23 protein-coding genes are annotated in these 24,270 nt (G+C 71.0%); 10 read left to right on the forward strand and 13 right to left on the reverse strand.

The genetic code is table 11. The features are described from left to right. Positions 1 to 91 precede the first annotated feature (91 nt). The gene (locus Z052_RS15375) at positions 92 to 1,042 is read right to left on the reverse strand and encodes an aminopeptidase (RefSeq protein WP_094520860.1); all 951 of its coding nucleotides are present in this window, start codon (positions 1,040 to 1,042) and stop codon (positions 92 to 94) included. A gap of 184 nt (positions 1,043 to 1,226) precedes the next feature. On the opposite strand from Z052_RS15375, the gene Z052_RS15380 reads away from it, so the two are divergent. Continuing rightward, entirely contained in the window at positions 1,227 to 2,294 is a 1,068-nt protein-coding gene (locus tag Z052_RS15380; RefSeq protein WP_049931557.1) for a type II glyceraldehyde-3-phosphate dehydrogenase, read from the forward strand. A gap of 46 nt (positions 2,295 to 2,340) precedes the next feature. Here the strand turns inward: Z052_RS15380 and Z052_RS20605 are convergent, their stop codons facing one another. The 4 genes from Z052_RS20605 to Z052_RS15395 form a co-directional block, all read right to left on the reverse strand. Continuing rightward, positions 2,341 to 2,517 (reverse strand): hypothetical protein, encoded by a 177-nt coding sequence (locus tag Z052_RS20605; RefSeq protein ID WP_167373071.1) that lies wholly within the window; start codon positions 2,515 to 2,517, stop codon positions 2,341 to 2,343. Between the two features lie 151 nt (positions 2,518 to 2,668). Continuing rightward, positions 2,669 to 2,968: a hypothetical protein gene (locus Z052_RS15385; RefSeq protein ID WP_099289234.1), complete on the reverse strand. Its 300-nt coding sequence runs from the start codon at positions 2,966 to 2,968 to the stop codon at positions 2,669 to 2,671. Positions 2,969 to 3,059: 91 nt separating this feature from the next. After that, a complete protein-coding gene (locus Z052_RS15390; RefSeq protein ID WP_094520862.1) occupies positions 3,060 to 4,037 on the reverse strand; it encodes a hypothetical protein in 978 nt (325 codons plus the stop codon). 63 nt (positions 4,038 to 4,100) lie between these two features. Then, complete coding sequence (locus Z052_RS15395) at positions 4,101 to 6,548, reverse strand: cation-translocating P-type ATPase (RefSeq protein WP_094520863.1); 2,448 nt, start codon at positions 6,546 to 6,548, stop codon at positions 4,101 to 4,103. A 139-nt stretch (positions 6,549 to 6,687) separates the two neighbouring features. On the opposite strand from Z052_RS15395, the gene Z052_RS15400 reads away from it, so the two are divergent. Beyond that, positions 6,688 to 7,047, forward strand: a complete 360-nt coding sequence (locus Z052_RS15400) for a DUF5518 domain-containing protein (protein WP_099289235.1) — start codon at positions 6,688 to 6,690, stop codon at positions 7,045 to 7,047. Positions 7,048 to 7,144: 97 nt separating this feature from the next. On the opposite strand, the gene Z052_RS15405 is transcribed toward Z052_RS15400, so the two are convergent. After that, complete coding sequence (locus Z052_RS15405; RefSeq protein ID WP_086216983.1) at positions 7,145 to 7,618, reverse strand: redoxin domain-containing protein; 474 nt, start codon at positions 7,616 to 7,618, stop codon at positions 7,145 to 7,147. A 97-nt stretch (positions 7,619 to 7,715) separates the two neighbouring features. Beyond that, the gene (locus Z052_RS15410; protein ID WP_086216982.1) at positions 7,716 to 8,219 is read right to left on the reverse strand and encodes a DUF367 family protein; all 504 of its coding nucleotides are present in this window, start codon (positions 8,217 to 8,219) and stop codon (positions 7,716 to 7,718) included. A 448-nt stretch (positions 8,220 to 8,667) separates the two neighbouring features. On the opposite strand from Z052_RS15410, the gene Z052_RS15415 reads away from it, so the two are divergent. The 3 genes from Z052_RS15415 to Z052_RS15425 all read left to right on the forward strand — a co-directional run bounded on the left by Z052_RS15415 (position 8,668) and on the right by Z052_RS15425 (position 12,356). Continuing rightward, positions 8,668 to 9,423, forward strand: coding sequence for a coenzyme F420-0:L-glutamate ligase (locus tag Z052_RS15415; RefSeq protein ID WP_049931550.1), 756 nt, complete (start codon positions 8,668 to 8,670; stop codon positions 9,421 to 9,423). Positions 9,424 to 9,425: 2 nt separating this feature from the next. Further along, positions 9,426 to 10,409, forward strand: a complete 984-nt coding sequence (locus tag Z052_RS15420; protein ID WP_049931549.1) for a 5,10-methylenetetrahydromethanopterin reductase — start codon at positions 9,426 to 9,428, stop codon at positions 10,407 to 10,409. Positions 10,410 to 10,673: 264 nt separating this feature from the next. Next, positions 10,674 to 12,356 (forward strand): methyl-accepting chemotaxis protein, encoded by a 1,683-nt coding sequence (locus tag Z052_RS15425; RefSeq protein ID WP_049931706.1) that lies wholly within the window; start codon positions 10,674 to 10,676, stop codon positions 12,354 to 12,356. A gap of 77 nt (positions 12,357 to 12,433) precedes the next feature. On the opposite strand, the gene Z052_RS15430 is transcribed toward Z052_RS15425, so the two are convergent. Beyond that, a complete protein-coding gene (locus Z052_RS15430) occupies positions 12,434 to 12,673 on the reverse strand; it encodes a hypothetical protein (RefSeq protein WP_094520864.1) in 240 nt (79 codons plus the stop codon). A gap of 66 nt (positions 12,674 to 12,739) precedes the next feature. Further along, entirely contained in the window at positions 12,740 to 13,225 is a 486-nt protein-coding gene (locus tag Z052_RS15435) for a DoxX family membrane protein (protein ID WP_086219695.1), read from the reverse strand. Positions 13,226 to 13,357: 132 nt separating this feature from the next. Here Z052_RS15435 and Z052_RS15440 point away from each other — a divergent pair, with 132 nt between their 5' ends. Both Z052_RS15440 and Z052_RS15445 read left to right on the forward strand, forming a co-directional pair. Continuing rightward, positions 13,358 to 15,259 (forward strand): site-2 protease family protein, encoded by a 1,902-nt coding sequence (locus tag Z052_RS15440; protein WP_094520865.1) that lies wholly within the window; start codon positions 13,358 to 13,360, stop codon positions 15,257 to 15,259. Between the two features lie 97 nt (positions 15,260 to 15,356). Further along, entirely contained in the window at positions 15,357 to 15,872 is a 516-nt protein-coding gene (locus Z052_RS15445) for a hypothetical protein (RefSeq protein ID WP_049931545.1), read from the forward strand. A 71-nt stretch (positions 15,873 to 15,943) separates the two neighbouring features. Here Z052_RS15445 and Z052_RS15450 read toward each other — a convergent pair whose 3' ends face one another. Next, complete coding sequence (locus tag Z052_RS15450) at positions 15,944 to 16,987, reverse strand: succinylglutamate desuccinylase/aspartoacylase family protein (RefSeq protein WP_086215751.1); 1,044 nt, start codon at positions 16,985 to 16,987, stop codon at positions 15,944 to 15,946. Between the two features lie 110 nt (positions 16,988 to 17,097). Between Z052_RS15450 and Z052_RS15455 the strand changes: the two genes are divergently transcribed. Then, complete coding sequence (locus Z052_RS15455) at positions 17,098 to 18,453, forward strand: RimK/LysX family protein (protein WP_176450716.1); 1,356 nt, start codon at positions 17,098 to 17,100, stop codon at positions 18,451 to 18,453. Between the two features lie 78 nt (positions 18,454 to 18,531). After that, positions 18,532 to 18,984, forward strand: coding sequence for a hypothetical protein (locus Z052_RS15460; RefSeq protein ID WP_094520866.1), 453 nt, complete (start codon positions 18,532 to 18,534; stop codon positions 18,982 to 18,984). Positions 18,985 to 19,015: 31 nt separating this feature from the next. Here the strand turns inward: Z052_RS15460 and Z052_RS15465 are convergent, their stop codons facing one another. Then, positions 19,016 to 19,570, reverse strand: a complete 555-nt coding sequence (locus Z052_RS15465; protein WP_049931703.1) for a DNA-3-methyladenine glycosylase — start codon at positions 19,568 to 19,570, stop codon at positions 19,016 to 19,018. A gap of 369 nt (positions 19,571 to 19,939) precedes the next feature. On the opposite strand from Z052_RS15465, the gene Z052_RS15470 reads away from it, so the two are divergent. After that, positions 19,940 to 21,925, forward strand: a complete 1,986-nt coding sequence (locus Z052_RS15470) for a 3-hydroxyacyl-CoA dehydrogenase/enoyl-CoA hydratase family protein (RefSeq protein WP_089308111.1) — start codon at positions 19,940 to 19,942, stop codon at positions 21,923 to 21,925. 15 nt (positions 21,926 to 21,940) lie between these two features. On the opposite strand, the gene Z052_RS15475 is transcribed toward Z052_RS15470, so the two are convergent. Both Z052_RS15475 and asd read right to left on the reverse strand, forming a co-directional pair. Beyond that, positions 21,941 to 22,567 (reverse strand): class I SAM-dependent methyltransferase, encoded by a 627-nt coding sequence (locus Z052_RS15475; protein ID WP_086219692.1) that lies wholly within the window; start codon positions 22,565 to 22,567, stop codon positions 21,941 to 21,943. 368 nt (positions 22,568 to 22,935) lie between these two features. Further along, the gene (gene asd, locus Z052_RS15485) at positions 22,936 to 23,982 is read right to left on the reverse strand and encodes an aspartate-semialdehyde dehydrogenase (RefSeq protein WP_094520867.1); all 1,047 of its coding nucleotides are present in this window, start codon (positions 23,980 to 23,982) and stop codon (positions 22,936 to 22,938) included. Between the last annotated feature and the right edge of the window lie 288 nt (positions 23,983 to 24,270).

The following is a 24,270-nucleotide window of genomic DNA, read 5'->3' on the forward strand; positions in this document are numbered from 1 at the left end:
CTGTCTCGCGGCCGCCGATGGCGCCCGCTCGTCGGCACGCGCCAGCGCCTCGATAGTTTATAAGTGGGGGATGTTTTCTCTCACGGACGTTTCACGCGCTCGGCAGGTCGATCTCGTCCCCGTCGGCGTAGACCGTCGGGTCCCGGATGATCCCGTCGAGGTGGAGCGGCGCGTCCGTCTCGCCGCCGATCCCGACGTTGTCGCCGATCGCGATGTGGACGGTCCCGCCCGCCTTCTCGTCTAGGAGGACTGACCCGACGAGTTCCGCAACGCCGCCGTTGGTGCCGATGCCGAGTTCCGCGAGGTTGTACGCCGCGTCGCCGACCTCGTCGGCGGCGGCCTCGACGTCGGCGCGGATCGCGTCGTCGGCGATCTCGGTCACGAACCCGTCCTCCACCTCGAACGCCAGCTCCCGCCCGTCGTCGAGCAGGCCGTGGGGCATCATCGTCCCGTCGACGACGAAGGTTCCGGTCGCGCTCGCGGGCGCGACGAACACCTCGCCCGCGGGGAGGTTCGAGAAGTCGCCCGGGTCGCGGACCATGCCGGTGTCGGCGAGCCACTCGCGGTCGCCGACCTCGAAGGTGATGTCCGTGCCGGCGGGCGCGGTGACGCGGACCTCGCTGGCGTCGCCGATCTGCCCCAGCACGTCGTCGCAGGCGGCCTCGATGGCGGCGTAGTCGGCGTCGAGCCCCGTCGTGAACACGTCCTTGGTGATCCCGGGCAGCGTCGCGCCGCGCGCGCCGGCGTCGCAGGCCGCGCCGCGGGCGCGGGTGTGGCTCAGGCTCTTCGTCGTCGGCGCGAGGAAGGCGTCGGCCTCCGCCATCGCGGCCGCGACCGGTGCCGGCGGCTCCGTCCCGTGCTGTTCGGTCGGGGGGTACCGGAGGAGCGTCGCGTCGTCGGTGACGGCGCTCGCGGCCGCGTACAGCGCCTCGCCGATCGGCTCGCGCTCGTCGTCGGTGACGACCGCGACCGATTCGTCGGGAGCGACGTTCAGACACTGTTCGACCGCGGTCGTCGCGGCGTCGGAGAGATCGGCTGCCATGCCAGCGTCTCCGTTCGGCCGGGCGTTAGGCCTTGTCATCGCTGAGTTTACTCTATTCCGTAATTGAATTATTTACGTCCGGTACCGATCGGCGTCGAATTAACCGATCGATTACTCGTGGGGTAGTTAATTTCATTTCACCCACCTCGAAAAGATTATACCGATTCCCGAGCGAGGGGCAGATATGATACGCGTGGGCGTCAACGGCTACGGCACGATCGGGAAACGGGTCGCGGACGCCGTCGCGGCCCAGCCGGACATGACACTCGTCGGCGTGACGAAGGCGTCGCCCGACTACGGCGTCGAGGCCGCGGCGCGGCGCGGCTACGACCTGTACGCGGCGGTCGAGGACCGCGTCGAAGACTTCGCGGCCGCCGGCGTCGACCTGTCCGGGATCCTCGGCGACCTGCTCGACGCCGTCGACGTCGTCGTCGACTGCGCGCCCTCCGGCGTCGGCGAGCGCAACGCGCCCGTCTACGAGGCCCACGACACGCCGGCGATCTTCCAAGGCGGCGAGGACGCCGCCGTCGCCGAGGCCTCCTTCAACGCCCGCGGTCGGTTCGAGGCGGCCCGCGGCGCGGACGCGGTCCGCGTCGTCTCCTGTAACACGACCGCGCTCTCGCGGCTGCTCGCGCCGCTCGACGAGACCTACGGCGTCGAGAAGGCGCGCGTCACGCTCGTGCGCCGCGGCGGCGATCCGAGCGAGACGGACCGCGGCCCGATAAACGACATCGTTCCCGACCCCGCGGCGGTCCCCTCTCATCACGGTCCGGACGTGAACGAGATTCTTCCCGACCTGCCGGTCGACACCGCGGCACTGAAGGCGCCGGTCACGGGGATGCACACCCACAGCGTCAACGTCACGCTGGAGAGCGACCCCGACTCGGGGGCCGTCCGCGACCTCCTCGCCGACGAGGACCGGATCTTCCTCGTGCCGGAGGCCGCGGGCATCGACGGTGCGGGCGCGCTGAAGGAGTACGCCGCCGACGCGGGGCGGCCCCGCGGCGACCTCTGGGAGAACTGCGTCTGGGAGGAGTCGATCAGCGTCACCGGGCGAGACCTGTACCTCTTCCAGAACGTCCACCAAGAGGCCGACGTGGTCCCGGAGAACGTCGACGCGATCCGCGCGATGACGACCGACGTCGACGCGGCCGAGTCGGTGGCGCGGACGAACGAGACGCTCGGCGTGGGTCTCGAAAGTCGGCTCGGGAACGACGGGCCGGCGCGCGCGGAACTGACGGCCGACGACTGACGCCGTAGTCGCGGTCTTTTCGGTCGCTACCGTCCGGAAGCCGCCGTCACTCGGTCGGTCGCGTGACGAGGAACGTCCGGCCGCCGCGGCGTTCGAGGTGGACCTCGCTCCCGTCGACGCGGTTCACGCGGACTCGGTCCGGGAGGCGGTCGGTTCGACAGTCGGTGATGTCCACGCGCGTGGGCGTCGCGTACCGGGGTCGGTCGGCGGTGACTGCGCTCATACACCTAGTTCGGCCCGGAACGCTCCTATAACCGAGCCATCCGCGGAGTGAAAGTGAAAGTGGACGATCCGCTGCCGCTCGCCGGTGATTCGGACAGTCGGGCTCGCCGCCGGCGGTCCGCTGTCGTCCCTCTCGGCGGTCCGCTGTCGCCCTACCGCCGGAGGCCGGTCGCCTCGTCGTCCTCGACGAACCGCACCGTGAAGTAGTCGTAGCCGCCGTAGGCAGCATCGAGCGCGTCCATCCACCAGTTCCACCGCTCCACCAGCGAGGAGTCGTCCGGCGCGTCCTCCATGTGTCCGATCACCCCCCTCACGGTCAGGCCGTGGCCGCGGTCCTCGGAGGGCCGTCCGGAGTCGACGAGGTCGCGGGCCGCCCGCGAGACGGCCCGCCGCTCGGCCTCGGTCCCGCCGAACTCGTCTTCGAGCGCGCGTTCCAGACGCTGTCTGTCCATGAACGGGTTTGGGTGCGCAGGTATATGAGTCGCGTGGTAGGGGGTGTCAGGTCCGGTGTCGCGACGGGTTTGCGTCGACTCCGCGGGCGACTCACAACCGCGCCGCGAGCGCGAGGAACAGCAGCGAGAACGGGGCCGTGAGCAGCGCCAGCGCCAGTCCGCCCGCTCCCTCGCCGGCCGCAACGGCCATGAGGAGGCCGACTACGAGCGAGGACGATCCCAGCGTCGCGAGGGTGAGCCGCTCCGGGACGCTCGCCCGGTCTGGCCCGTCGCTCTCCGCCAGCACCGCGCCGAGCGCGGACTCGACCGCGTCCGCCCGGTCGCGGGGGACGAACAGCCACGGCGTCGACCGGAACCACGCGTTCCCGCGGTACGCGAGCAGGAACACCGTCGTCCACGGGAGGTCGATCCGGCGCGTCCTGACGACCGCCCCGAGGTCATCGCTCCGAGTTCGGTCGCGCGCCGGATACGTCCGCGCGATCGCCCGCTCGGCCGGGTCGAGCCGAACGGCGACCCCCGACGACTCGGCGACCGCCGGCACGAACCAGACGACCCAGAACAGCGGCCAGAGGGCCGGCAGGAAGTCAGTCGGCAGCGCCAGCGCCGCCGCGACGACCGCGCCGAGCCCGGCCAGCGTCCAGCCGGGCCGAAGCGTCTCTGCGGCCTCGCGCAGTCGGGCGACGGACGGCTCCCCGACCGAACTCTCGCGGTACACGGCGTACAGCACCGGCACGGTACCGAGCAGAAGCGCGAGCAAGAGCGCGACCCCGACGGCGATCGCCTCGGCCCCGACGCTCGGGACCGCGAGGTCGCCGGACGCGATACCCGCGATCCCCCCGGCGGCGACGGTGCCGAAGACGACGAGGACCGCGCCGGCGATTCCGACTGACACCCCGATCGCGAGCGAGCGCAGTCGCTCGTGGCGGACCGGCCCCCACTCGATCGGGTCGCGTTCGGCGACCGTCTCGGGGACGCTCCGGTCGCCGTGGGGGTCGGCCCGGACCTCCGCGGACTCCGTGCGGTCCATCGCCTCCTCGGAGGTGGAGGGCGTCCCGCGCTCGGAGGGCATACGAGCGCAGTTACCGCCGCGGTAATAAAAAGCGTGAGGCCGGCTTCCGGGTCGACTGACCGGCTACTGCTCCGACGCGGCGGCGTCCGCGTTCGGCTCGGCCGCGTCCGTCGCCGCCCCGGAGGGCTCCGCGGGCTCGACGTTGCCGAGCCGGAGCGCGTTCCCGGTGACGCCGAGGCTCATACCCATGTCGCCGACGACGACGGCCATCGCGACGCTCACGTAGCCGAGGGGAGCGCCCGCGGCGAGTAGCGCCTTCACGGCGAGGGAGGCCCCGATATTGGTTCGGATCGTCGAGCTCGCGCGCGAGGCGAGGTCGACGACGTACGGGAGCCTGGTCAGGTCGTCGGCCATCAGCGCCACGTCCGCGGTCTCGATGGCGGTGTCGGTGCCGGCGGCGCCCATCGCGACCCCCACGTCCGCCGCCGCGAGCGCCGGGGCGTCGTTGATCCCGTCCCCGACCATCGCGACGCCGCCGTCGGTCTCGGCGGCGAGTTCACGCACCGCCGCGACCTTCTCGTCGGGGAGCAGATCCGCGCGCACCTCGTCGACGCCGACGCGGTCGCCGGTCGCCCGCGCGGTCCGCTCGTTGTCGCCGGTGAGCATCGCGACCCGGTCGACGCCGAGTTCGTGGAGGCGGTCGACGACCCACGCCGCCTCCGGACGGACTGTGTCCGCGACCGCCACGACGCCCTCCAGTTCCGCCTCGGTCCCGACGAGGACGACCGTCTTCCCCTCGGCCTGAAGCCGCGGAATCGTCTCGCTCGCTAGGTCGAGGTACTGCCCGTGGTCGCAGGGCTCGGGCTCCGCGGCGGCGCTCGCCTCGCTCCCGCGCGCTCCGTCTCCGCCAGCGTCGTCGGCGTCGTCGCGCTCCCGAACCACCCCTCCGTCAGGGCGGACGTGGGCGTGGCTCAGGTCGAAACCGAGGTCCTCGAACAGCGAGGGCTTGCCGGCGTAGTGGGTCTCGCCGTCGATATCAGCGCGGACGCCTTCGCCCGTGAGCGTCTCGAAGTCGGTGACCTCGGTCTCGTCGCTGGACCCGGTACCGGCGGCCTCGGAACCGGCGGCGTCAGTGCCCCGCACCACTATCGCCTCCGCCACCGGGTGTTCGCTCCGTCGCTCGATGGCGGTCGCGCACGCGAGCACGTCGTCGGCCTCGCGGTCGCCGAGGGGGACCACGTCGGTCACCGACAGCTCGCCGCGCGTGAGCGTCCCGGTCTTGTCGAGCGCGACGACGTCGACGTCGCCGGCCGCCTCCAGGTGTTCGCCGCCCTTGATCAGGACGCCGTTCCGGGCGGCCGCGGTCACGCCGGAAACGACGCTGACGGGCGTCGAGATGACGAACGCGCAGGGGCACGCGACGACGAGCAGGGTGAGTCCGCGGACGAACCACGTCTCCGCGCCGCCGCCGACGAGGACGGGGCCGAGCGCGGCGGTCGCGACCGCGCCGACCACGACGATCGGGGTGTAGACGCCTGCGAAGCGGTCGACGAACCGCTCGGCGCGCGTCTCCTCGCCGTTGGCGGCCTCGACGAGATCGACGACCCTCGCGATGGTCGACTCCTCGGCGGGCGCGGTGGCCTCAACCTCGAGGTAGCCGGCCTCGTTGATCGAGCCGGCGTACACCTCGTCGCCGGGCTCCTTCTCCGCCGGGACCGACTCGCCGGTGATCGGCGACTCGTCGACCGCGCCGGAGCCCTCGCGGACCACCCCGTCGAGCGGGACGCGATCGCCGGGTCGCACCGCGAGCCGCTCGCCCGTCGCGACGGCCTCGGCGGGGACCGTCTCCTCCTCGCCGTCCCGGATCACGACCGCCTCGTCGGGGGACAGCTCCATCAGCTCGCGGAGGGAGGTGCGCGCCCGGTCGATCGAGTAACGTTCGAGCAGCTCGGCGACCGAGAACAGCACCGCGAGCGTCGCCGCCTCGAACGGGAGGTCGACGAGCAGCGCGGCGACGACCCCGACGCTCATCAGCAGGTCGATGTCGAGGCTCACCCCCCGCAGCGAGTAGAACCCGTTCCGGAGGATCGGCGGCCCGGCGATCGCGACCGCCAGCAGGTACGCGACCGAGGCGCCCGTGACGGCCCACGGCCCGAGGAAGCCGACGCCGCCGATCGTCGCGAACGTCGGGTCGAGCCCGGGGAGCAGCCACTCGAGGGCGAGCCCGACCGCGAGGAAGGCCCCGCCGACCGCGGTGGCGATCGCGCGCGGGCTCGTGAACAGGCCGTCGGCGACGCCGTCGGACTCCGCATCCGCGACCGCGTACCCCGCGCCCTCGACGGCGGCCGTCAGCGCCTCCACGTCCGTCGCCTCCGGATCGTACGTGAGGACGACGACGCCCGTCGTGGGCCGAGTGTCGACCGAGCGGACGCCCTCCCGATCGAGCGCGCCCTCGACTTTCCCCGCGCACGACGAGCAGTCCATGTCCGGCACCGCGAGCCGGAGCTGCGCTCCCGTCGGCGCGCTCCCGTCCGACTCGTCGGGATCGGCTGTCGGGTTCGATTCGCTCATTAGCTGAACGTCGCTCCCGGAGCGTTATTAATCTAGCTACCACATAGAGGCATTATTTTATAAGATATTAATAAAAATAGATTCGAAGTAAACAAATTTGACGAGGAAGTATTTACCTCCGAGCCGGCTACCCGCGGGTATGACAGACTGGCGCGCCGTCGGCTCCGGCTTCGTCGTGATGCTGATCGCCGGGCTGCTGGCCACGCTCGTCCCCGTCGTGGGCCACGTCGGCGCGGGACTCATCGGCGGGTTCGTCGCCGGCTACGTCGCCGCCGGCGGGCTGCTCTCCGGCTTCTGGCACGGCCTGCTCGTGGGCTCGGTGAGTGGCGTGGCCGTCACGCTCCTGCTCGCCGCGTTCGGCGGCCTCGTCGGACTGGCCGGTGGCCCACTCGGAAGCCTGCTCGGTGGCGCGGGGGTCCTCGTCGTCGGGCTGTTCCTGACGCTGCTGTTCGCGGTCGACTCGGCGCTTGCGGGTGCTATCGGCGGCGTCCTCGGATAGCGGGATCGGCTCGAAGCGGTCCGTCGCTGCGGGGCTCCGGTATCTTATTACAATAGAACCGCGGACGCGACGGGACCGGCCGCCCCGCGACCGGAATTCACGCGCTCTCGACGGCGTCGAGGACCGCCTCGTAGTCCGGCTCGTTGGTCGGGTCGTCGGCGACCCAGTCGAAGACGACCTCGCCGTCGTCGTCGATCACGAACACGGCGCGGTTCGCGATGCCGTGGAGGCCGAGTTCGGCGATGTCGATCTCGAGGTCGTACGCGCGGATCGCGTCGCCGGCCATGTCGCTCACGAGGTCGAACTCGATCCCGTGCTCCTCGCGGAACGCGCCCTGCGAGAACGGCGAGTCGGCGCTGATCCCGAAGAGAGTCGCGCCGGCCTCCGCGAAGGCGTCGGCGCGCTCTTGGAAGGCGATCATCTCGTTCGTACACGGCGGCGTGAACGCGCCGGGGAAGAACGCGAGCACGACCGGCCCGTCGCCGATCTCCTCGTCGAGGTCGAACGGCTCGTGATCGCTCGTGCCGACCGTCGCGGTGAACGCGGGTGCGTCGTCGCCTGTGGATACCATCGACTCTCGATACGGCTGATTCACGCAAAAGCCTTGTCGCGACCTCGTTCGGTGCCGGTATTGGCCCGCTACCGTCTCGGGCCGAACCCGCACCGAGTCACTCGCGGTCGAGGTACTCCTGTTGGATGTCGACGATCTCGCCGGAGTCCTCGCAGTCGGCGTACCGGCGGAGCGGCTCCGCGTTGAGTTCGAGGAACGTCTCGCCCCACGTGAACTTCGACAGGGCGCGCTCGGCGCGGTCGCGCTCGCCGAGAATCACCAGCGCCGCGGCGAACGCCTCGACGGTGGTGAGCCGCATCGGACGGCCGAAGTTCACGGGGTTGGCGGCGACGAGGTAGGGCAGCGCGCGGTGCTCGCCGGGGAGCGAGAACATCTTCTCGCCCGCCGACTCCCACGAGCAGTCGAGCGCGACGAGCGCGGTCTCGGCGGCCCGCTCGGCGTCGACGGGCGAGAGCGCGCGCTCGGCGTGGGGGTTGAGGACGACCCCGTACGGCGTGGCTCGGTCCGAGCGGTGGAGCTCGGCGAGGTCGAAGCGCGCGAGCTTCCGGGCCGTACACTTGTCGGGGTCGTCGTCGCCCTCGTACCGGACGTGGAGGTCCACACTTGGCGTTCGACGGAGTCGCGTATAAGCCGTACGGACGCCGTCGGCAGAAAAAATGCGGGTGGTCGACGCCCGCGCGCCGTCACGGGGCGCGGGTCTGCGTCACGATCGGTTCGCCGTCGTCGGCCTCTTCGGGGACGCGCGTCCGCGTCCCGATCGGAGCCGATTCGCCTTCGGTTGTCAGTTCCTTCATCGCGTTTTACAGTATTTACTCGGTGCGTAAAAAATTTTGGCTGAAATACCTATTACCCGCCCTTTGTCCTTATATAGACATGGTTTTTTGGTATTTATACCAACGAATGTTTTAGCAAATACTATTTTTGTGCCTGATCAAACGCGCCAGTTATTCGCCAGTCCGCCGCGAATCGGACTCCGCCGCTTCGTCCCGATACCGTCAAACCGGCCCGGTACCGGCGGGATTTTTCCTCGTCGCCGCGCAGGTGATCGTATGGAGCTGTTCGCGGTTCCGGACCTCCCGGAGATCCGGGAGGGAGACGACCTCGCGGCCATGATCGGCGAGCGCGTCGACCTCCGCGAGGACGACGTGGTCGTCGTCGCCAGCACGGTCGTCTCGAAGGCCGAGGGACGCGTCTTCGACCTCGACGACTTCCCGGCCGGCCCCCGGGCCCGCGAGGTCGCCGACCGGCTCGCCGAGATAGCGGACGAGGAGAAGGATCCGCGCTTCGCGCAGGCGGTCATCGAGGAGTCGACGGAGCTGGTCATGGAGGCGCCGTTCCTCCTCACCGCGACGCGCTTCGGGCACGTCGGCGTCAACGCCGGCATCGACCGCTCGAACGTCCCGGACGGCGACCTGCTGCTGCTCCCGGAGCGCCCCACCGAGAGCGCGGAGCGCATCCGCGACGGACTCGCGGCCGACCGCGTCGTCGTCAGCGACACCTCCGGTCGTCCCTTCCGGCACGGCCAGCGCGGGGTCGCGATCGGCTGGGCCGGGCTACCCGCCAGCCGCGACTGGCGCGGCGAACGCGACCGCGACGGCCGCGAGATGGGCGTCACCGTCCAGAACGTGATCGACGAGCTCGCCGCCGCCGCCAACCTCGTCGCCGGCGAGGGCGCGGGCGGCACCCCGGTCGTCGTCGTCCGGGACTGGGAGTTCGGCGACCACGACGGCTCGGACAATCACTTCCGCGAGGTCGAGGGCGACTTCGTCCGGCAGGCCCTGCGGGAGTGGACCTTTCAGGAGTAACCATGCTCGGAATCGAACTCACCCCAGAACACGAGCTGTCTCGCCTCGTCGACCTCGGCGTCCGCGCCGAGGAGGCCGGCTACGACGCCGTCTACTCGACGTGTCACTACAACAACCGCGACCCGTGGGCGTTCCTCTCGCGGCTCGCGGCCGCCACCGACTCGGTCCGGCTCGGTCCGGGGGTCGCCAACCCCTACGAGACCCACCCGGTGACGCTCGCGTCGAAGGTCGCGACCCTCGACGAGGCCTCCGAGGGGCGCGCCGTCTTCGGGCTCGGCCCGGGCGACCCCTCGACGCTCGCCAACCTCGGCCTCGAAGACGAGCGCGGGCTCCGCTCGGTGCTGGAGGCGTTCAAGACCGCACAGCGGCTCTGGGCCGGAGAGCGCGTCGACCACGAGGGCACCTTCGACGCCGCGGACGCCGGGCTCAACTACGAGCCGCCGCAGGGCGCGGACATCCCGGTCCACGTCGGCGGCGAGGGGCCGCACATGTGTCGGATGGCCGCGAAGCACGCCGACGGCCTCCTGTACAACGGCTCGCATCCGAAAGACCTCGCGTGGGCCCGCGAGCAGGTCGACGACGGCCTCGACGACAGGCCCGATAGCCGGGGCGAGTTCGACCTGATCGCCTACGCCGCGGTGTCGGTCGCCGAGGACGAGGCCGCCGCCCGCGAGGCCGCCCGGCCGCCGGTCGCGTTCATCGCCGCGGGCGCGGCCCCGCCCGTCCTGAAGCGCCACGGGATCGACCCCGACGCCGCGAGCGAGATCGGTGACCGCGTCTCGGCCGGCGAGTTCTCCGCCGCCTTCGAGCGCGTGACCCCCGAGATGGTCGACGCCTTCTGTATGGCGGGCACCCCCGAGACCGTCCGCGAGCGCGCCGCCGCCGTCGCCGAGCACGCCGACGGCCTCGTCGTCGGCTCGCCGCTCGGGCCGGACCTCGAGGCCGCCGTCGACCTCGCGGCCGAGGCGGTCGACGGGCTGTTCTGAGGTCCGTCGACCTCGCGGCCGAGGCGGTCGACGGGGGCTGTTCCGGGCCGCGTCGACGGGGGCTGTTCCGGGCCGCGTCGGCGGCGCCCGCACTGCTTTCACGCACGCTGGCGGCGGATTCTCGCCCGCTGACAATCGAGAATCGCTGCTGATAACGCCGGCGGGAGGTTCATAACCCGCTCTCGTCGAGGGCGAAGTATGTCCACGACACGACAGCGCCGCCCGGGTGTCCGCGGGCGGTACGAGGCCCTCCTGTGGCGGACGATGGACGCGCTCGGCGTCACCGAATCGATAGAGCGCAAGGTCGTCACGGCGGTCGGCATCCAGTTTCTCGTCACGGTCGGCATCTTTCTCACTCAGTTTTTGATCTCGGGGACCGCCGCGTACGTCGTCTCGGGGGCGCTGTTCCTCGGCGCGGTCGTCGCCATCTACAACACGCTGCTCATCGTTCGACAGGACTTCGTCGGCCCGATACGCGCGCTGGAGCGTCAGGCGGAGGCGATCGCCGCGGGGAATATCGACGACGCGCGTGAGCCCGACGCGACCGGGTCGTCGGGCGGCGACGCCGCGGGCGCCCTCGACCCGACCCAACCCGACGAGATCGGGAGCCTCGTCGGCGCCTTCGGCGAGGTCCACGGGTACCTCACGACCGTCTCCGCGCAGGCGGAGGCCCTCGCCGATCAAGAGTTCGACGACCCCGCGCTCGACGAGGAGGTCCCGGGCGCCTTCGGGGCGTCGCTCGACGAGATGGCCGAGAACCTCGCGGCCTACACCACCGAGCTGGAGGCGCTCGTCGACGCCTTCGGCGATGCCGCCGAGCGCGCGCAGGACGGCGACCTGACGGCGACCATCGACGGGGACGCGCTGGCGACCGACGAGGGCCGGTACGTCGAGATCGTCGACAACTACAACCGGCTCGTCGCGACGCTCGGCGAGACGGTCGGCGAGGTCGGCGGGTTCACCGCCGACGTGGCCGGGGCCGCGGACGAGGTGCGCGCGAGCATGGACGAGGTCGACGACGCGAGCGGCGAGGTCGCGCGCTCGGTCCAGGAGATCTCCGACGGCGCGGCCGAGCAGACGGACGAGCTGGAGGCGATCGCGAGCGAGATGAACACGCTGTCGGCGACCGTCGAGGAGATCGCGGCGAGCGCCGACGACGCGGCCGAGACCGCGCGCGACGCCGCCGAACGCGGTCGCTCCGGCCGCGAGGAGGCGGCTGAGGCGATCGCGGAGCTTGAGACGCTGGAGACGCGGATCGGCGAGACGGCGGCCGCGGTCACGGACCTCGCGGACCGGGTCGGCGAGATCGACGAGATCGCGGCCGTGATAGACGAGATCGCGGAGGAGACCAACCTGCTCGCGCTGAACGCCTCCATCGAGGCGGCGCGCGCCGACGGCTCCGGCGACGGGTTCGCGGTCGTCGCCGACGAGGTGAAGTCGCTCGCCGAGGAGACGCGCGAGTCCGCGGGGGAGATCTCCGGGCGGATCGAGGAGGTCCAGACCGCGTCGGCGGAGACCGCCGCCGACGCCGAGGCGATGGAGGCCCAGGTAGCCGAGGGGGTCGAGACGATCGAGTCGACGCTGCGGGAGTTCGAGGGCGTCGTCGAGGATGTGACGAGCGTCGACGAGACGGTCCAAGAGATCAGCGACGCGACCGACGACCAGGCGCGCACCACGCAGGAGGTCGTCGACATGGTCGACGGCGTCGCCTCCGTGAGCCGACAGACCGCGACCGAGGCGGAGACCGTCGCGGCCGCGGCCGAGGAGCAGACCGCAACCGTCTCCGAGGTGACCGGCCGGGTCCACACGCTCTCGGACCGGTCCGACGACCTGTTGGCGCGGCTGAACGAGTTCGAGGTTCCCGACGGGGGCGACGGTGCCGAAACCGTCGACGGTCCGGGGGCCGGCGCCGAGGTGCGGTCGGCGACGGGCGCCGACGACGACTGAGGACGCGGTCGGCGATCGGTGCTGACGACGACTGAGGACGGTCTGGGCGCGACGAGGTCGGCGACCGGCGCCGCCGACTACTCCGAGCGCCCGCGTCCGCCGAGCGAGGGCAGGTTCACGCCAATCTCACCGAGCAGCGCGCCGACGGCGGCGTAGCCCAGCGCGCCGACGGAAGTGATAATCAGGACCTGTCCGACGAGGACGAGCAGCGCCGACAGCGGGTCGCCGGCGCCGAGGATGAGGTCGTTCAGGAAGATGTCGACGAACCGCCCGACGTCGCCGACCAGCCGGGAGACGAAGTCGATGAGCGCCATCATGAGTCACGCTTGTACCGGGGGGTACTTGGGTGTTGAGTTCGCGGCGGGACCTCGATCGCTCCGGAACTACGCCTCCGAACACGGCTCCGACGGGTCGTCGTCGCGCGCGTACCGCAGCGCCCAGGCGATCAGGACGCCCTGAAACGGCAGGCGGGCCAGCGCCGCGAGCCGCGCCGGAGCGACGAGTCGGTCCGGGAGGAGGTCGTCGAGGGTGTCGCGCCGGGCGAGGTGGACGTTCGCCGGAAACACGGCGAGGAGGAGGGCGACGATCCCCCACGCGGACGGGCGCCGCGTCCGCGGTATCGCGACGCCGACCCCGAGGAGTATCTCGGCGATCCCGGAGAGGTACACCAGCCCGACGGGCCGGGGGAACGACGGCGGGATCGCCTCCGCGAACCGATCCGGGATCAGGAAGTGGGCGACCCCGGCGGTAACGTACGCCGCGCCCATGAGGGGCGCGAGCGAGCGTTCGGCGGCGTCCGACTCGACGGGATCGGGCCGTCGGCGCGCGGGCTGTGCGTCTGCGGCGTGGGACCGGTCGGCGTCGGCCATCGGTCCGACGCACGCACCGGACGCGTATCAGTCCTCCCCGACGGCCGCGGCGGGCCGTATCGGTGCGCGCGGTGCGGCCGAGGGTTCCGGGAACCGAACCCCTTACGAGCGGGCGAGCCCAACGGCGTGGTAATGAACACGTTGTTCTGGGTGCTGACGGGGGTCCTCGCGTACTCCGCGGTCGCGATGTGGCTGCGGAACGAGGGGATCCTCCCGGACGCGGTCAGGATCTCCGGACCGGTGTTGACGCTCCGGACCCTCCGCGGGCGCGCCTTCCTCGGCCGACTGGCGGCGCCGAAGCGGTTCTGGCGCGCGGTCGCCAACCTCGGCCTCGGCGGGGCCTTAGTGGCGATGGTGGCGTCGTTCGCGCTCATCCTCTCGTCGGCGATGTCGGCGTTCACGAACGCACAGCCCGCCGCGATCCAGCAGCCGCAGAACTTCCTCATCATCCCCGGCGTCAACGACTTCCTTCCCCTGTCGGTCGCGCCGGAGATCGTCGCCGGGCTCGGGGCCGCGATGGTGATCCACGAGGGGGCACACGGGCTCCTCTGCCGGGTCGAGGGCATCGACATCGACTCGATGGGACTCGTCTTCTTCGCGCTGCTCCCGGTGGGCGCGTTCGTCGAACCGGACGAGGAGGCGACGCAGGAGGCGTCTCGCGGCGCGCGCGCACGGATGTTCGCTGCCGGCGTCACCGCGAACACCGTCCTCACGATCGTCGTCTTCGCGCTCCTCTTCGGCCCCGTGGTCGGCGCCATCTCGCCCGCGGCGGGCTACGCGGTCGGCGAGGTCAACCCCGGCTCCCCGGCGGCCGCGGCCGACATCTCGCAGGGCGACCGGGTCGTCGAGGTCGCCGGAACGCCGATCGAGACGAGCGCCGAGTTCGAGTCGGCGATCGCCGACGCCGGCGACTCGGTTGCGCTCACGGTCGACGACGGCGACGCGCGGGAGACGGTGCGGGTCGACCGCGAGCTACAGGTGGTCGGGTCCGCCGGCGGCAACCCCCTCGGCGTGAGGATCGAGGGCGCACCGGTGACGATCGCGGCGGTGAACGGCGAGCCGGTCGCGACCGAGTCGGACCTCTTCGCCGCGGTCGGCGACGACGAGCGCGCCGCGCTGACGGTGACCGGCAACGCGACCGTCGTCGACCAGGTCCGCGACGCGCCCGGCGCCGAGGACGCCTCGGGCGTCGAAACGGCCGACGGCGAGGCCGCCGTCACCGTCCCGGACGTGCCGATCGGCGCGTACGTCGTCGGGGTTCAGGAGGACGGGCCGATCCACGACGCGGGCGCCGCCCTCGGCGAGCCGCTGACGATCGTCTCGGTCGACGGCGAGCGCGTCGTCGACAACGGGGCGCTCTCCGCGGTCCTCGGCGAGCGCGAGCCGGGGGAGACCGTCCCCGTCACCGTCTACGACGCTGACGGCGAACGCGACACGTACGAGGTCGAACTCGACGCCCACCCGAACCGCGACGGCGGCTTCGTCGGCGTCAGCGTCTTCCCCGGGACGAGCGGGCTCGCGCTCGACGACGTGGGCGTCACCGAGTATCCCGCCGGCGCGTACCTCGAACTGCTCGGCGGCGACGGGGGCGAGGAGACCGCCGGCGGCGTCCCGCTCGGCGGGGTCACCGACTCGCCGCTCGGCTTGGTGTTCGTCGCGCTCATCCTGCCGCTCGGCAGCCTGTTCGGGCTCCCGTTCAACTTCGCGGGGTTCACCGGCGACCTGACCAACTTTTTCGTTGTCGAGGGGCCGCTCGCGGTGCTCGGCGGCGGGACGTTCCTGCTCGCGAACCTCCTGTTCTGGTCGGGGTGGATCAACATCCAGCTGGCGCTGTTCAACTGCCTGCCGGCGTTCCCGCTCGACGGCGGCCGCATCCTCCGGATGGTCGCCGAGGCGGTGATCAGCCGGGTCCCGATCAGCGACCGGCACGCCGCGGTGCGGACGATCACGGTCTCGTCCGGCCTCGTCATGCTGACCGGACTGATCGCGATGATCTTCGGCAACCAGATCCTCACGGCGCTCGGGCTGATCTGAGGCCCGGCGCCACGTCTCGGCCGGTGGCGGAGCTGTTCGGCTGCGGCCGGCCGCGCGGCTCGGAAAGGCTCAACTCCCGGCCCGCCGAAGGCGGCGTATGCGCGCCCCGCTCGCGGCCGCCGCGCTCGTCGCGCTCGGCGTCCTCCTGATGGCGAACCCGCTGTTCCTCCCGGTCTCGGTCGGCGAGGCCGACCCGGCCTACACCCACACCGTTCGGTCGGTGACCGCCGGGTCGTCGGTGGGTCTCGACGCTCCGACCGACGAAGGTCTCGACGACTCGAACGCCGTCGTCGCGTACGCCGACCTTGACCCCGCCGCCCGCGCGGCGTTCGACCGCGCCCGCGACGCCCCCGAGGGCGCGTTCGGCGTCGAGAGCCCCGACGAGCGCGTCGACTCGCTGTCGTACCCGACCGACCCGACGCTCGGCGACGGACTGCTGATCGTCGAGCTCGACGGCGAGCGGTACGAGTTCTGGACCCGGACCGTCGAGCGCGAGCCGGGCGCCGTCGTCGCCCAGCGGGTCGTCCTCCAGCCGGTGGCGTTCCTCGGCGGCTTCCTCGCGGTTGTCGCCGGGGCCGCGGTCGGGCTACGGGAGCGGCTCGGCGAGGGGTGACGGGTCGGTGTCACGGCCACGACGGCGACGTACGAACCCAGAGCGCGACCCGTCGACCACAGAGGGCGACCTCACTTCCCGGCCGTCGGCGTCGGTTGGCCGACGGGCTTCGGCGCGCTGCCGGCCTCGATCGCCCGACGGGTCGACTCACCGATCTCGACGAGGTGACACAGGGGGTTCCCGGGGTAGACGACCGGGTTCTCCAGCAGGCCGATCAGGAGCCCGGTGAACGGGGCCTCCACCGCGACCGCGTCCTCCTTGAACGGGTTGGTGATCGTCGCGATGCGCTCGCCCTCGCGGACGAGCGAGCCGCTCTCGAAGTGGGTGTCGACGATGCCGCCGGAGTCGGCGCGCAGCCACGTCTTCTCGCCCGCCCCGGCGACAACGGTGCGCCAGCCGGGCCAGCGAACCGTGTCGGTCTCCAGGAGTCCGTACTCCGCGAAGACGGATTTGACGCCGTCGAGCGCGTCGTCGATGAGCGGGCGCTGGAACCGGTGGGCCTCCCCCATCTCGATCGTGATCGTGGGGATGTCGGCGTCGGTCGCCTCGCCGCGGAGCGTGCCGCTCGGCCCGTCGCTGTCGATGATCACCTTCGAGCCGAACGCCATCGCGAGCCGGTACACCGACTCGTCGGTCATGTCTGCGCGGACGTGGAGCATGTTCGTCCGGCCGCGGGTGGAGGTGTGGAAGTCGAGCCCGAAGTCGCACGGCGCGATGAAGTTCTCGTAGATCCGGTGGGCCATCCGCTTCGAGCTGGTCGACCCGGGCTTCCCGGGGAACGACCGGTTCAGGTCGCGGTCGTAGACGGGGAGGTACCGCTGCTGGGCGAGGAAGCCGGGCACGTTGAGGACGGGGAGACAGACGAGCGTGCCCGAAAGCGCCGAGAGGTCCCACTCGTGGGCGACCTCGCGGACGACCTCGATTCCGTTGAGTTCGTCGCCGTGGGCGGCCGCGGTCAGGAAGGCGGTCGGCCCATCGCGCTCCCCGTTGACGATCGTGACCGGGATACGGACGGGGTCGCCGAGGTACGTCTCGCTGATGCCGTAGCGGATGTTCTGCGTTTCGCCGGGCGGCACCGCCCCGCCGTTGTACGTGAACGCCCGGTCCTCGCTCATGGCAGACCGGAGCGCGGCGTCGGGTATATATATGGCGACCCGGAGACTCCGGATCTCGTCCGGCCGAAACGATCGGGGCGTCTTTTACGTCGGCCCGCGCAGTGAGAGGTATGAGTTCGGACTCGGTTCGGGTGGGAGTGTTGTCGCTGCACAACAGCAAGGAGACGAAGGCGATCTGTAACGCCGTCGAGGACCTCGGCCACGAGCCGGTGTGGCTCCGCGAGGAGAACGCCGCGGTGAGCGTCGAGGACGGCGAGGTGGCGGTCGAGCCCGCGGTCGACGTGATCGCGAACCGCCTGCTCTTATCGAACACCGACCAGCCCGCGGAGCTGCTCGGGCTGGCGGCGACGTTCGAGCGCATCCGGCCGATGCTGAACGAGCCGAACGCGGTGCTGGCGTCGATCCACAAGTTCGCGACGGCGGCGACGCTCGCCGACTGGAACATCCGCGTGCCCGACGCGCTGCTCGCGCTGTCGAACGACCGCCTCAACGAGGGCCGCGAGCGGTTCGGCGACGTGGGCGTGTATAAGACCGCGATCGGCACCCACGGCGGCGGGACGTGGAAGGTCGACCTGACCGAGCGCGTGAACCCGAAGGTCGGCAACCGGCAGGCGTTCCTCCAGCGGCTCATCGACCGCGACGACGAGAAGCACCGCGACCTGCGGGTGTACGTCGTCGGCGACGAGATCGTCGGGTCGATGTACCGCTACGCGCCCGAGGGCGACTGGCGCACCAACGTCGCGCTGGGCGGCGCGGTGGAGGACGCCACCGACGACATGCCGCAGGAGGCCGCCGACACCGCCCTCTACGCGGCCGAGGTGATGGGGCTCGACTACGCCGGCGTCGACCTCGTCGAGGGGTACGACGGCTGGTACGTCCTCGAAGTGAACCCCACGGCCGGGTTCAAAGGGCTGTTCGAGGCGACCGGCACCAGCCCGGCCCCGCACATCGCGAAGCTGGCGATCGAGACGGTCGGCGGCGAGGTCGAGGACGAGGCGGTCGAGCGCGTCGCCGCGACCCTCGACGACTCGCGGCCGTCCTGCGCGCCCGCGCCGAAGCCGACCCCCTCCGAGCAGCCCGACATCGGCTACATCGAGGAGGTCGTCGTCACGGGCACCTCCGGCTCGACGCAGGCGCTCGCGAAGTCGGACACGGGCGCGACCCGGACGAGCATCGACACCCAGTTGGCCGCCGAGATCGGTGCGGGTCCGATCAAGAGCATGACCCGGGTCAAGTCGGGCAGCGTGAAGGGCGGGAAGGCCCGGCCGGTCGTCGACCTCGTCATCGGTATCGGCGGCAACCAGCACACCGTCACCGCGAGCGTCGAGGACCGCGAGCACATGGAGTACCCGCTGCTGCTCGGCCGCGACATCCTCACCGACTACCGGGTCGACGTGCGGCGGCGCGCCGACAGAGACGAGGCCGAGCGCGACGAGGCGGGCGAAATCCTCGAAGAGGAGGAGTAGACCCGTCCGGCGCCGCCGAAATCTGGCTCACGCGCGTCTGACAAAAGTATAAGACCGAGGCTGTCGAGGACACGACACATGGTGAAGAGCACGGTCCGGTTTCCCGAGTCGGTGGTCGAGGAGATCGAATCGCTCGTCGACGAGGGGCAGTTCGAGAGCAAGTCGGAGTTCTACCGCTTCTCGGCCGACTACGTGCTCTCCCGGACCCTCGACGAGTACGACCCGGAGACGATCGACTACGAGGCGATCGAGTCCGAGGTGATCCCGGACGCGGACCGGACGCTGGGCGCGGACGAGGAGACCGACGGCCCCCCGTTCTTCGAGTCCGTCGCGTTCGTGCGGAAGCTCGCGCTCCGGGAGAAGTTCAGCGACGCCGAGGACTTCATCGACCACCAGTACGTCCCCGGTGATCGGCACGCGGTCCTCTTAGAGGAGATCCTCCGGCTGTACCGCGAGGACGCGGCGAGCGGTGACCGAGCCCCGGCCGGCGACCCCGAGCCCGAACCGGAGCAGTCGAGCCGGACCCGATAGCTCGGCCCGTCGTTCCTCCACGAGAGCGCGGTCAGGACTCGTACTCGGCCCAGATGTATCGCGTCCCGTAGCTCCGGTACGGGCGCCACGCCTCGGCGATCTCGCGCATCTCCGCGCGCGACAGCGATTCCCCACCGTTGTACACCAGCTCGATCCCTTTCCGAACCGCCAGGTCGCCGAGCGGGAGCACGTCCTCGCGCCCGAGCGCGAAGACGAGGTACATCCTCGCGGTCCACTCGCCGACGCCCGTGATCTCGGTGAGCCGGTCGACGACCGCCTCGTCGCTTACGCCCGCCAACTCCTCGCGCGTGAGGTCGCGCTCGTCGTCGCGAAACGCGGCGGCGGCGTTGCGCAGGTAGTCGACCTTCGTGCCGCTGAGCCCGGCCTCGCGCAGGGCCGCCTCGTCGGCCGCGAGGACGCGCTCCGGGGTCGGGTCGCCGCCCACGACTTCCACGAACCGCTCGTGGATGGCCGCCGCAGAGGCGGTCGAGAGCTGCTGGTTCACGATCGAGGTACAGAGCCGCGCGAACTCGTCGTCCGCGGGCGCGACGTCGAGGGGCCCGTGTCGGTCGACGAGCGTCGCCATCGTCGGGTCCTCGCGGAGGACCTCGATCACCGGGTCGTCTACGTCCGCGGCCGGACCGCCACTCTTCGCCGCTGGCCCGTCAGCGTCCGCGGCCGGGTCGATCGTTCCGTCGACGCCGTCGTCCATACCGAAGCGAGGGACCGCACGGAGGAGTACGTTCGGTTCCGGACCGGTCCGCGCGGCCTCTCACACCCCGCGTCGAGCGCTCGTGCTCGTCTCAGTCCCTCGCACCCCGCGTCGACCGTTCGTGCTCGTCTCAGTCTCTCGAACCTCGCGTCGAGCCGCCGCCAACCCACCCGAATAAACTTACAGTTTGTTTTACGTTTGGAAGATGAAAACGTTCAACCATGACGGTTCCGACTCTCAGGTATGCAGCTCGAAGACGTCCAGCGCGTGACGGTGCTCGGCGCCGGGAACATGGGCCACGGTATCGCTGAAGTGGCCGCCCTCGCCGGCTACGACGTGTCGCTCCGCGACATCAACGATGAGCTCGTCCAGAACGGGTACGACCAGATCGAGTGGTCGCTCGGCAAGCTCGCGGAGAAGGATCGAATCGGCGACGACGAGGCGGACGCCGCGCTCGACCGCGTCGACGCGTTCGTCGACCTCGAGGACGCGCTCGACGGCGCCGACGTCGTCGTCGAGGTCGTCCCCGAGAAGATGGCCATCAAGAAGGACGTGTACGACGACGTGGTCGAGTACGCGCCCGACGAGGCCGTCTTCGTCACCAACACCTCCAGCCTCTCTATCACCGAGCTGTCGGAGGTGACGGACCGCCCCGAGCGCTTCTGCGGGATGCACTTCTTCAACCCGCCGGTGCGGATGGACTTGGTCGAGGTCATCTCCGGGGAGCACTCGAGCGAGGAGACGCTCGACCTGATCGAGGGGCTCGCCGAGTCGATGGGGAAGACGCCCGTCCGGGTCCGGAAGGACAGCCCCGGGTTCATCGTCAACCGCATCCTCGTCCCCCTGATGAACGAGGCGGCGTGGATCGTCGAGTCCGGCGACGCGACGATGGAGGCGGTCGACTCCACGACGAAGTTCGACATGGGCCTCCCGATGGGGTCGTTCGAGCTCGCCGACCAGGTCGGCATCGACGTGGGCTACCACGTGCTGGAGTACATGCACGAGGTCCTCGGCGACGCCTACCGCCCCTGCCCGCTGCTCGGCGAGAAGGTCGAGGCGGAGGACCTCGGCAAGAAGACCGGCAAGGGATTCTACGACTACGAGGACGGCGACGGCGCGCAGATCCCGAGCGACGCGCTCGACGACGACGTGCGCCGCCGCCTGCTCGCGGTGATGGCCAACGAGACGGCCGGCCTGATCGGCAACGACGTGGCCGACGCCGACGACATCGACGAGGCGGTCAAGCTCGGCGCGGGCTTCCCCGACGGCCCGGCAAAGCTCGCTGACGAAGAGGGGCTCGACGCGCTGGTCGAGACGCTCGACGCCCTCGCGGAGGAGACCGGCGAGGAGCGCTATGAGGCGACCGACTACCTGCGCGAGGCGGCCGAGTCGGGCGGCTTCCGCGGCGACGGAGCCGACGGCGACGCGGAGAGCGGCCCGGCGTTCGACGTGCTGAACGTCGACGTCGACGCCGACGCGCGGGTCGGGCACGTCGAGATCGACCGCCCGCACCGGATGAACACGATCAGCGGCGACGTGCTCGACGAGCTCGCCGACGCGATCGACCTGCTCGACGGCGACGACGACGTGCGGGCGATCCTCCTCTCCGGCGCGGGCGACCGCGCCTTCTCCGCCGGCGCGGACGTCCAAAGTATGGCCGCGGGCGGCGCGGACCCGATCCACGCCGTCGAGCTCTCTCGGCAGGGTCAACAGACGTTCGGCAAGCTCGAGGAGTCGGACAAGCCCGTCATCGCCGCCATCGACGGCTACTGCCTCGGCGGCGGGATGGAGCTCGCGACCGCGGCAGACATGCGGATCGCCTCCGAGCGCTCCGAGCTCGGCCAGCCCGAACTCGACCTCGGCCTGCTCCCGGGTTGGGGCGGCACGCAGCGGCTCGCGCGCGTCGTCGGCGAGGGGCGCGCGAAGGAGATCATCCTCACCGCCGACCGCTACGACGCCGAGACGATGGCCGACTACGGCTTCGTCAACGAGGTCGTGCCGGGCGACGAGCTCGACGACCGGGCGCGGGAGCTGGCAGCGCAGCTCGCGGGCGGCCCGCCGATCGCGCAGAAGTACACGAAGCGCGCGATCCACGCCGGACGCACCGACAACGAGGCCGGCCTCGAAGTCGAGGCGATGGGCTTCGGCCACGTCATGAACACCGACGACCTCATCGAGGGCGTCACGGCGTTCATGGGCGACGGCGAACCCGAGTTCGAAGGGAAGTAACGAGGGCTCGGCTGCTCACTCGGTGAGCCGCGCGGCGAAGAACGTCCAGCGCGCGTCGGCGCCGTCGGCGAGCGAGTCGTCGACGGTCGATTCCCGCTCGATTACGAAGCCGGCGTTCCGGAGCTGCCGCCGAGTCGCCTCCGCGCCCGCGATGTGCCACTGCATCTCGACGCCGGTGTCGAGCCAGTCCGGGTTCTCGCCGTTCCACGGCTCCGGTCCCTCGGAACAGAGGAGCCGTCCGCCGTCGCCGAGGACGCGGGCGAACTCGTCGACGACGGCCTGGTGACGCCCCTCCGGAACGTGGATTAGCGAGTGGTACGCCGTCACCGCGTCGAAGGCGCCGTCGCGGAACGGGAGCGCGACGAGGTCACCCTGCGCGAGCGGCGCTCCGGGGACGTTCTCGGCGGCCAGCGCCAGTTGGGTGCGCGAGATGTCCGCTCCGACGGCGGTCCCGGAGTCGTTCAGCGCTCGGAGCACGGGCGTGCCCTGCCCGCAGCCGGCGTCGAGGACCCGCGCGTCCGGCGGCAGCGACTCACGGAAGCGGTCGAGGACCGCTCGTCCGCGGCCGTCCTCGACGCGGTCGGCCGCGTACGCCGTCGCGAGTTCGTCGTACCCCCGGCGGACGACGTTCCTGTCGACCATGTGCGGGGACATTCGCGACGGGCTGTTGAACGCTTCGGTCGGCGCGGTCTCGTGGCCCCCGGAGTATTCGGTGCCGTCCGGTGCCCGTCCGGGACCGATCGCAGCGGCGTGTCGGCCGCCGCGGCCACCTGTCTACTGACGCTGCCGACGAGGTACGCGACCGCGGCGACGAAGAGGACGACACCGACCACACTTGACACGCCGGGGAGCGCGGCCTCGACGAACGCGGGGAGCGTCGTCGCCCCGGACACCGGGAGGAGGAGGACCGCGACGCCCCGGCGGACGGACCGTTTCGCGGATGGCTCTGCCATGGCGTCGGCCGACGGAACGCGGAGAATAAAGTGGTTATCGGTCGGCGGCCGGCACGCTTAGACGTACCCTTCCTCGACGAGCAGCTCGCCGTTGAGCAGCGAGGCGCCCGCCGCGCCGCGGATCGTGTTGTGCGCGAGGCAGTTGTACTTCGCGCCGACGTCGGTGGTCTGGACGCCGCCGGCGACGATGCCCATCCCGTCGGCGTACGTGCGGTCGAGGCGGGGCTGCGGACGCTCGGGCTCGTCGTCGCCGAACACCTTGATGAGCTGTTCGGGCGAGCTTGGGAGGTCGCCGACGCCCTCGAACGAGCGCATCGCCTCGCGGAGGTCCGCCGGCGCGGGGTCCTCGGCGAACTCGGCGAAGACGTTCTCCAGGTGGCCGTCGAGCGTGGGGATCCGGTTACACGAGGCGGCCACGTCGGCGTCGTGGAGGGAGACCTCGGCGCCGTCGAACTCGCCGAGCAGCTTACGCGACTCCGTCTCCATCTTGTCCTCCTCGCCGCCGATGTGGGGGATGGCGTTGTCGAGGATCTCCATCGAAGTGACGCCGGAGTAGCCGGCGCCGGAGACCGCCTGAAGCGTCGAGACCCGGACGCTTTCGAGGCCGAACTCGTCGATCGCCGCGAGTGTCGGCACCATCGTGATCGTCGAGCAGTTCGGGTTCTTCACGAGGGCGCCGTCCCAGCCCCGCTCGTCGCGCTGGACCTCGATGAGCCCGAGGTGGTCGGGGTTGATCTCGGGGATCGTGAGCGGGACGTCCGCCGCCATGCGGTCGTTCGAGGAGTTCGAGGAGACGATGTATCCGGCATCGAGGAACTCGGGCTCGACCTCGGCCGCGACGCCCGACGGGAGCGAGGAAAAGAGGAGGTCGACGTCGTCGTCCGCGACCCCTGCGGGGCTCGTCTCGGCGACCTCCATCTCGGCGACGCCCTCCGGAATCGGGGTGTCGACGCGCCACTTGGCCGCCTCGCGATAGGTCTTGCCCGCGCTCTCCGCGCTCGCGGTGACCGCGGCGAGCTCGAAGGTCGGGTGGTCGTCGAGCAACTGGATGAACCGCTGGCCGACCGCGCCGGTGGCACCGAGGATGCCGACTCGTACTGACATTGCGCGTGGGTCCGTGACAGGGACGTAAGTGCGTTCGGATAGCCGTCGATACCGCCGAACGCGGCCGGCGATTCGGTCTGACGGTCGGTCCGACTACGATGCGTCGGCGACCGCGGCGCGTTCCCAACGAACCGTCGCCGACTGCCGTGGTCCGGGAGATATTCGCCGATCCGGCAGGAACGTTCCGTTCTGGGCGTCAGGTGCGTTCGAAGCACGCCCAAGTTCGACGGGTTCTCGCTCGTCCTGACCCTGTCCGCCGCCACGCTGGCGAGCGTCACCCACGAGACG

The sequence above is a fragment of the Halorubrum sp. C191 genome, assembly GCF_002727095.1.
Classification (GTDB): domain Archaea; phylum Halobacteriota; class Halobacteria; order Halobacteriales; family Haloferacaceae; genus Halorubrum; species Halorubrum ezzemoulense.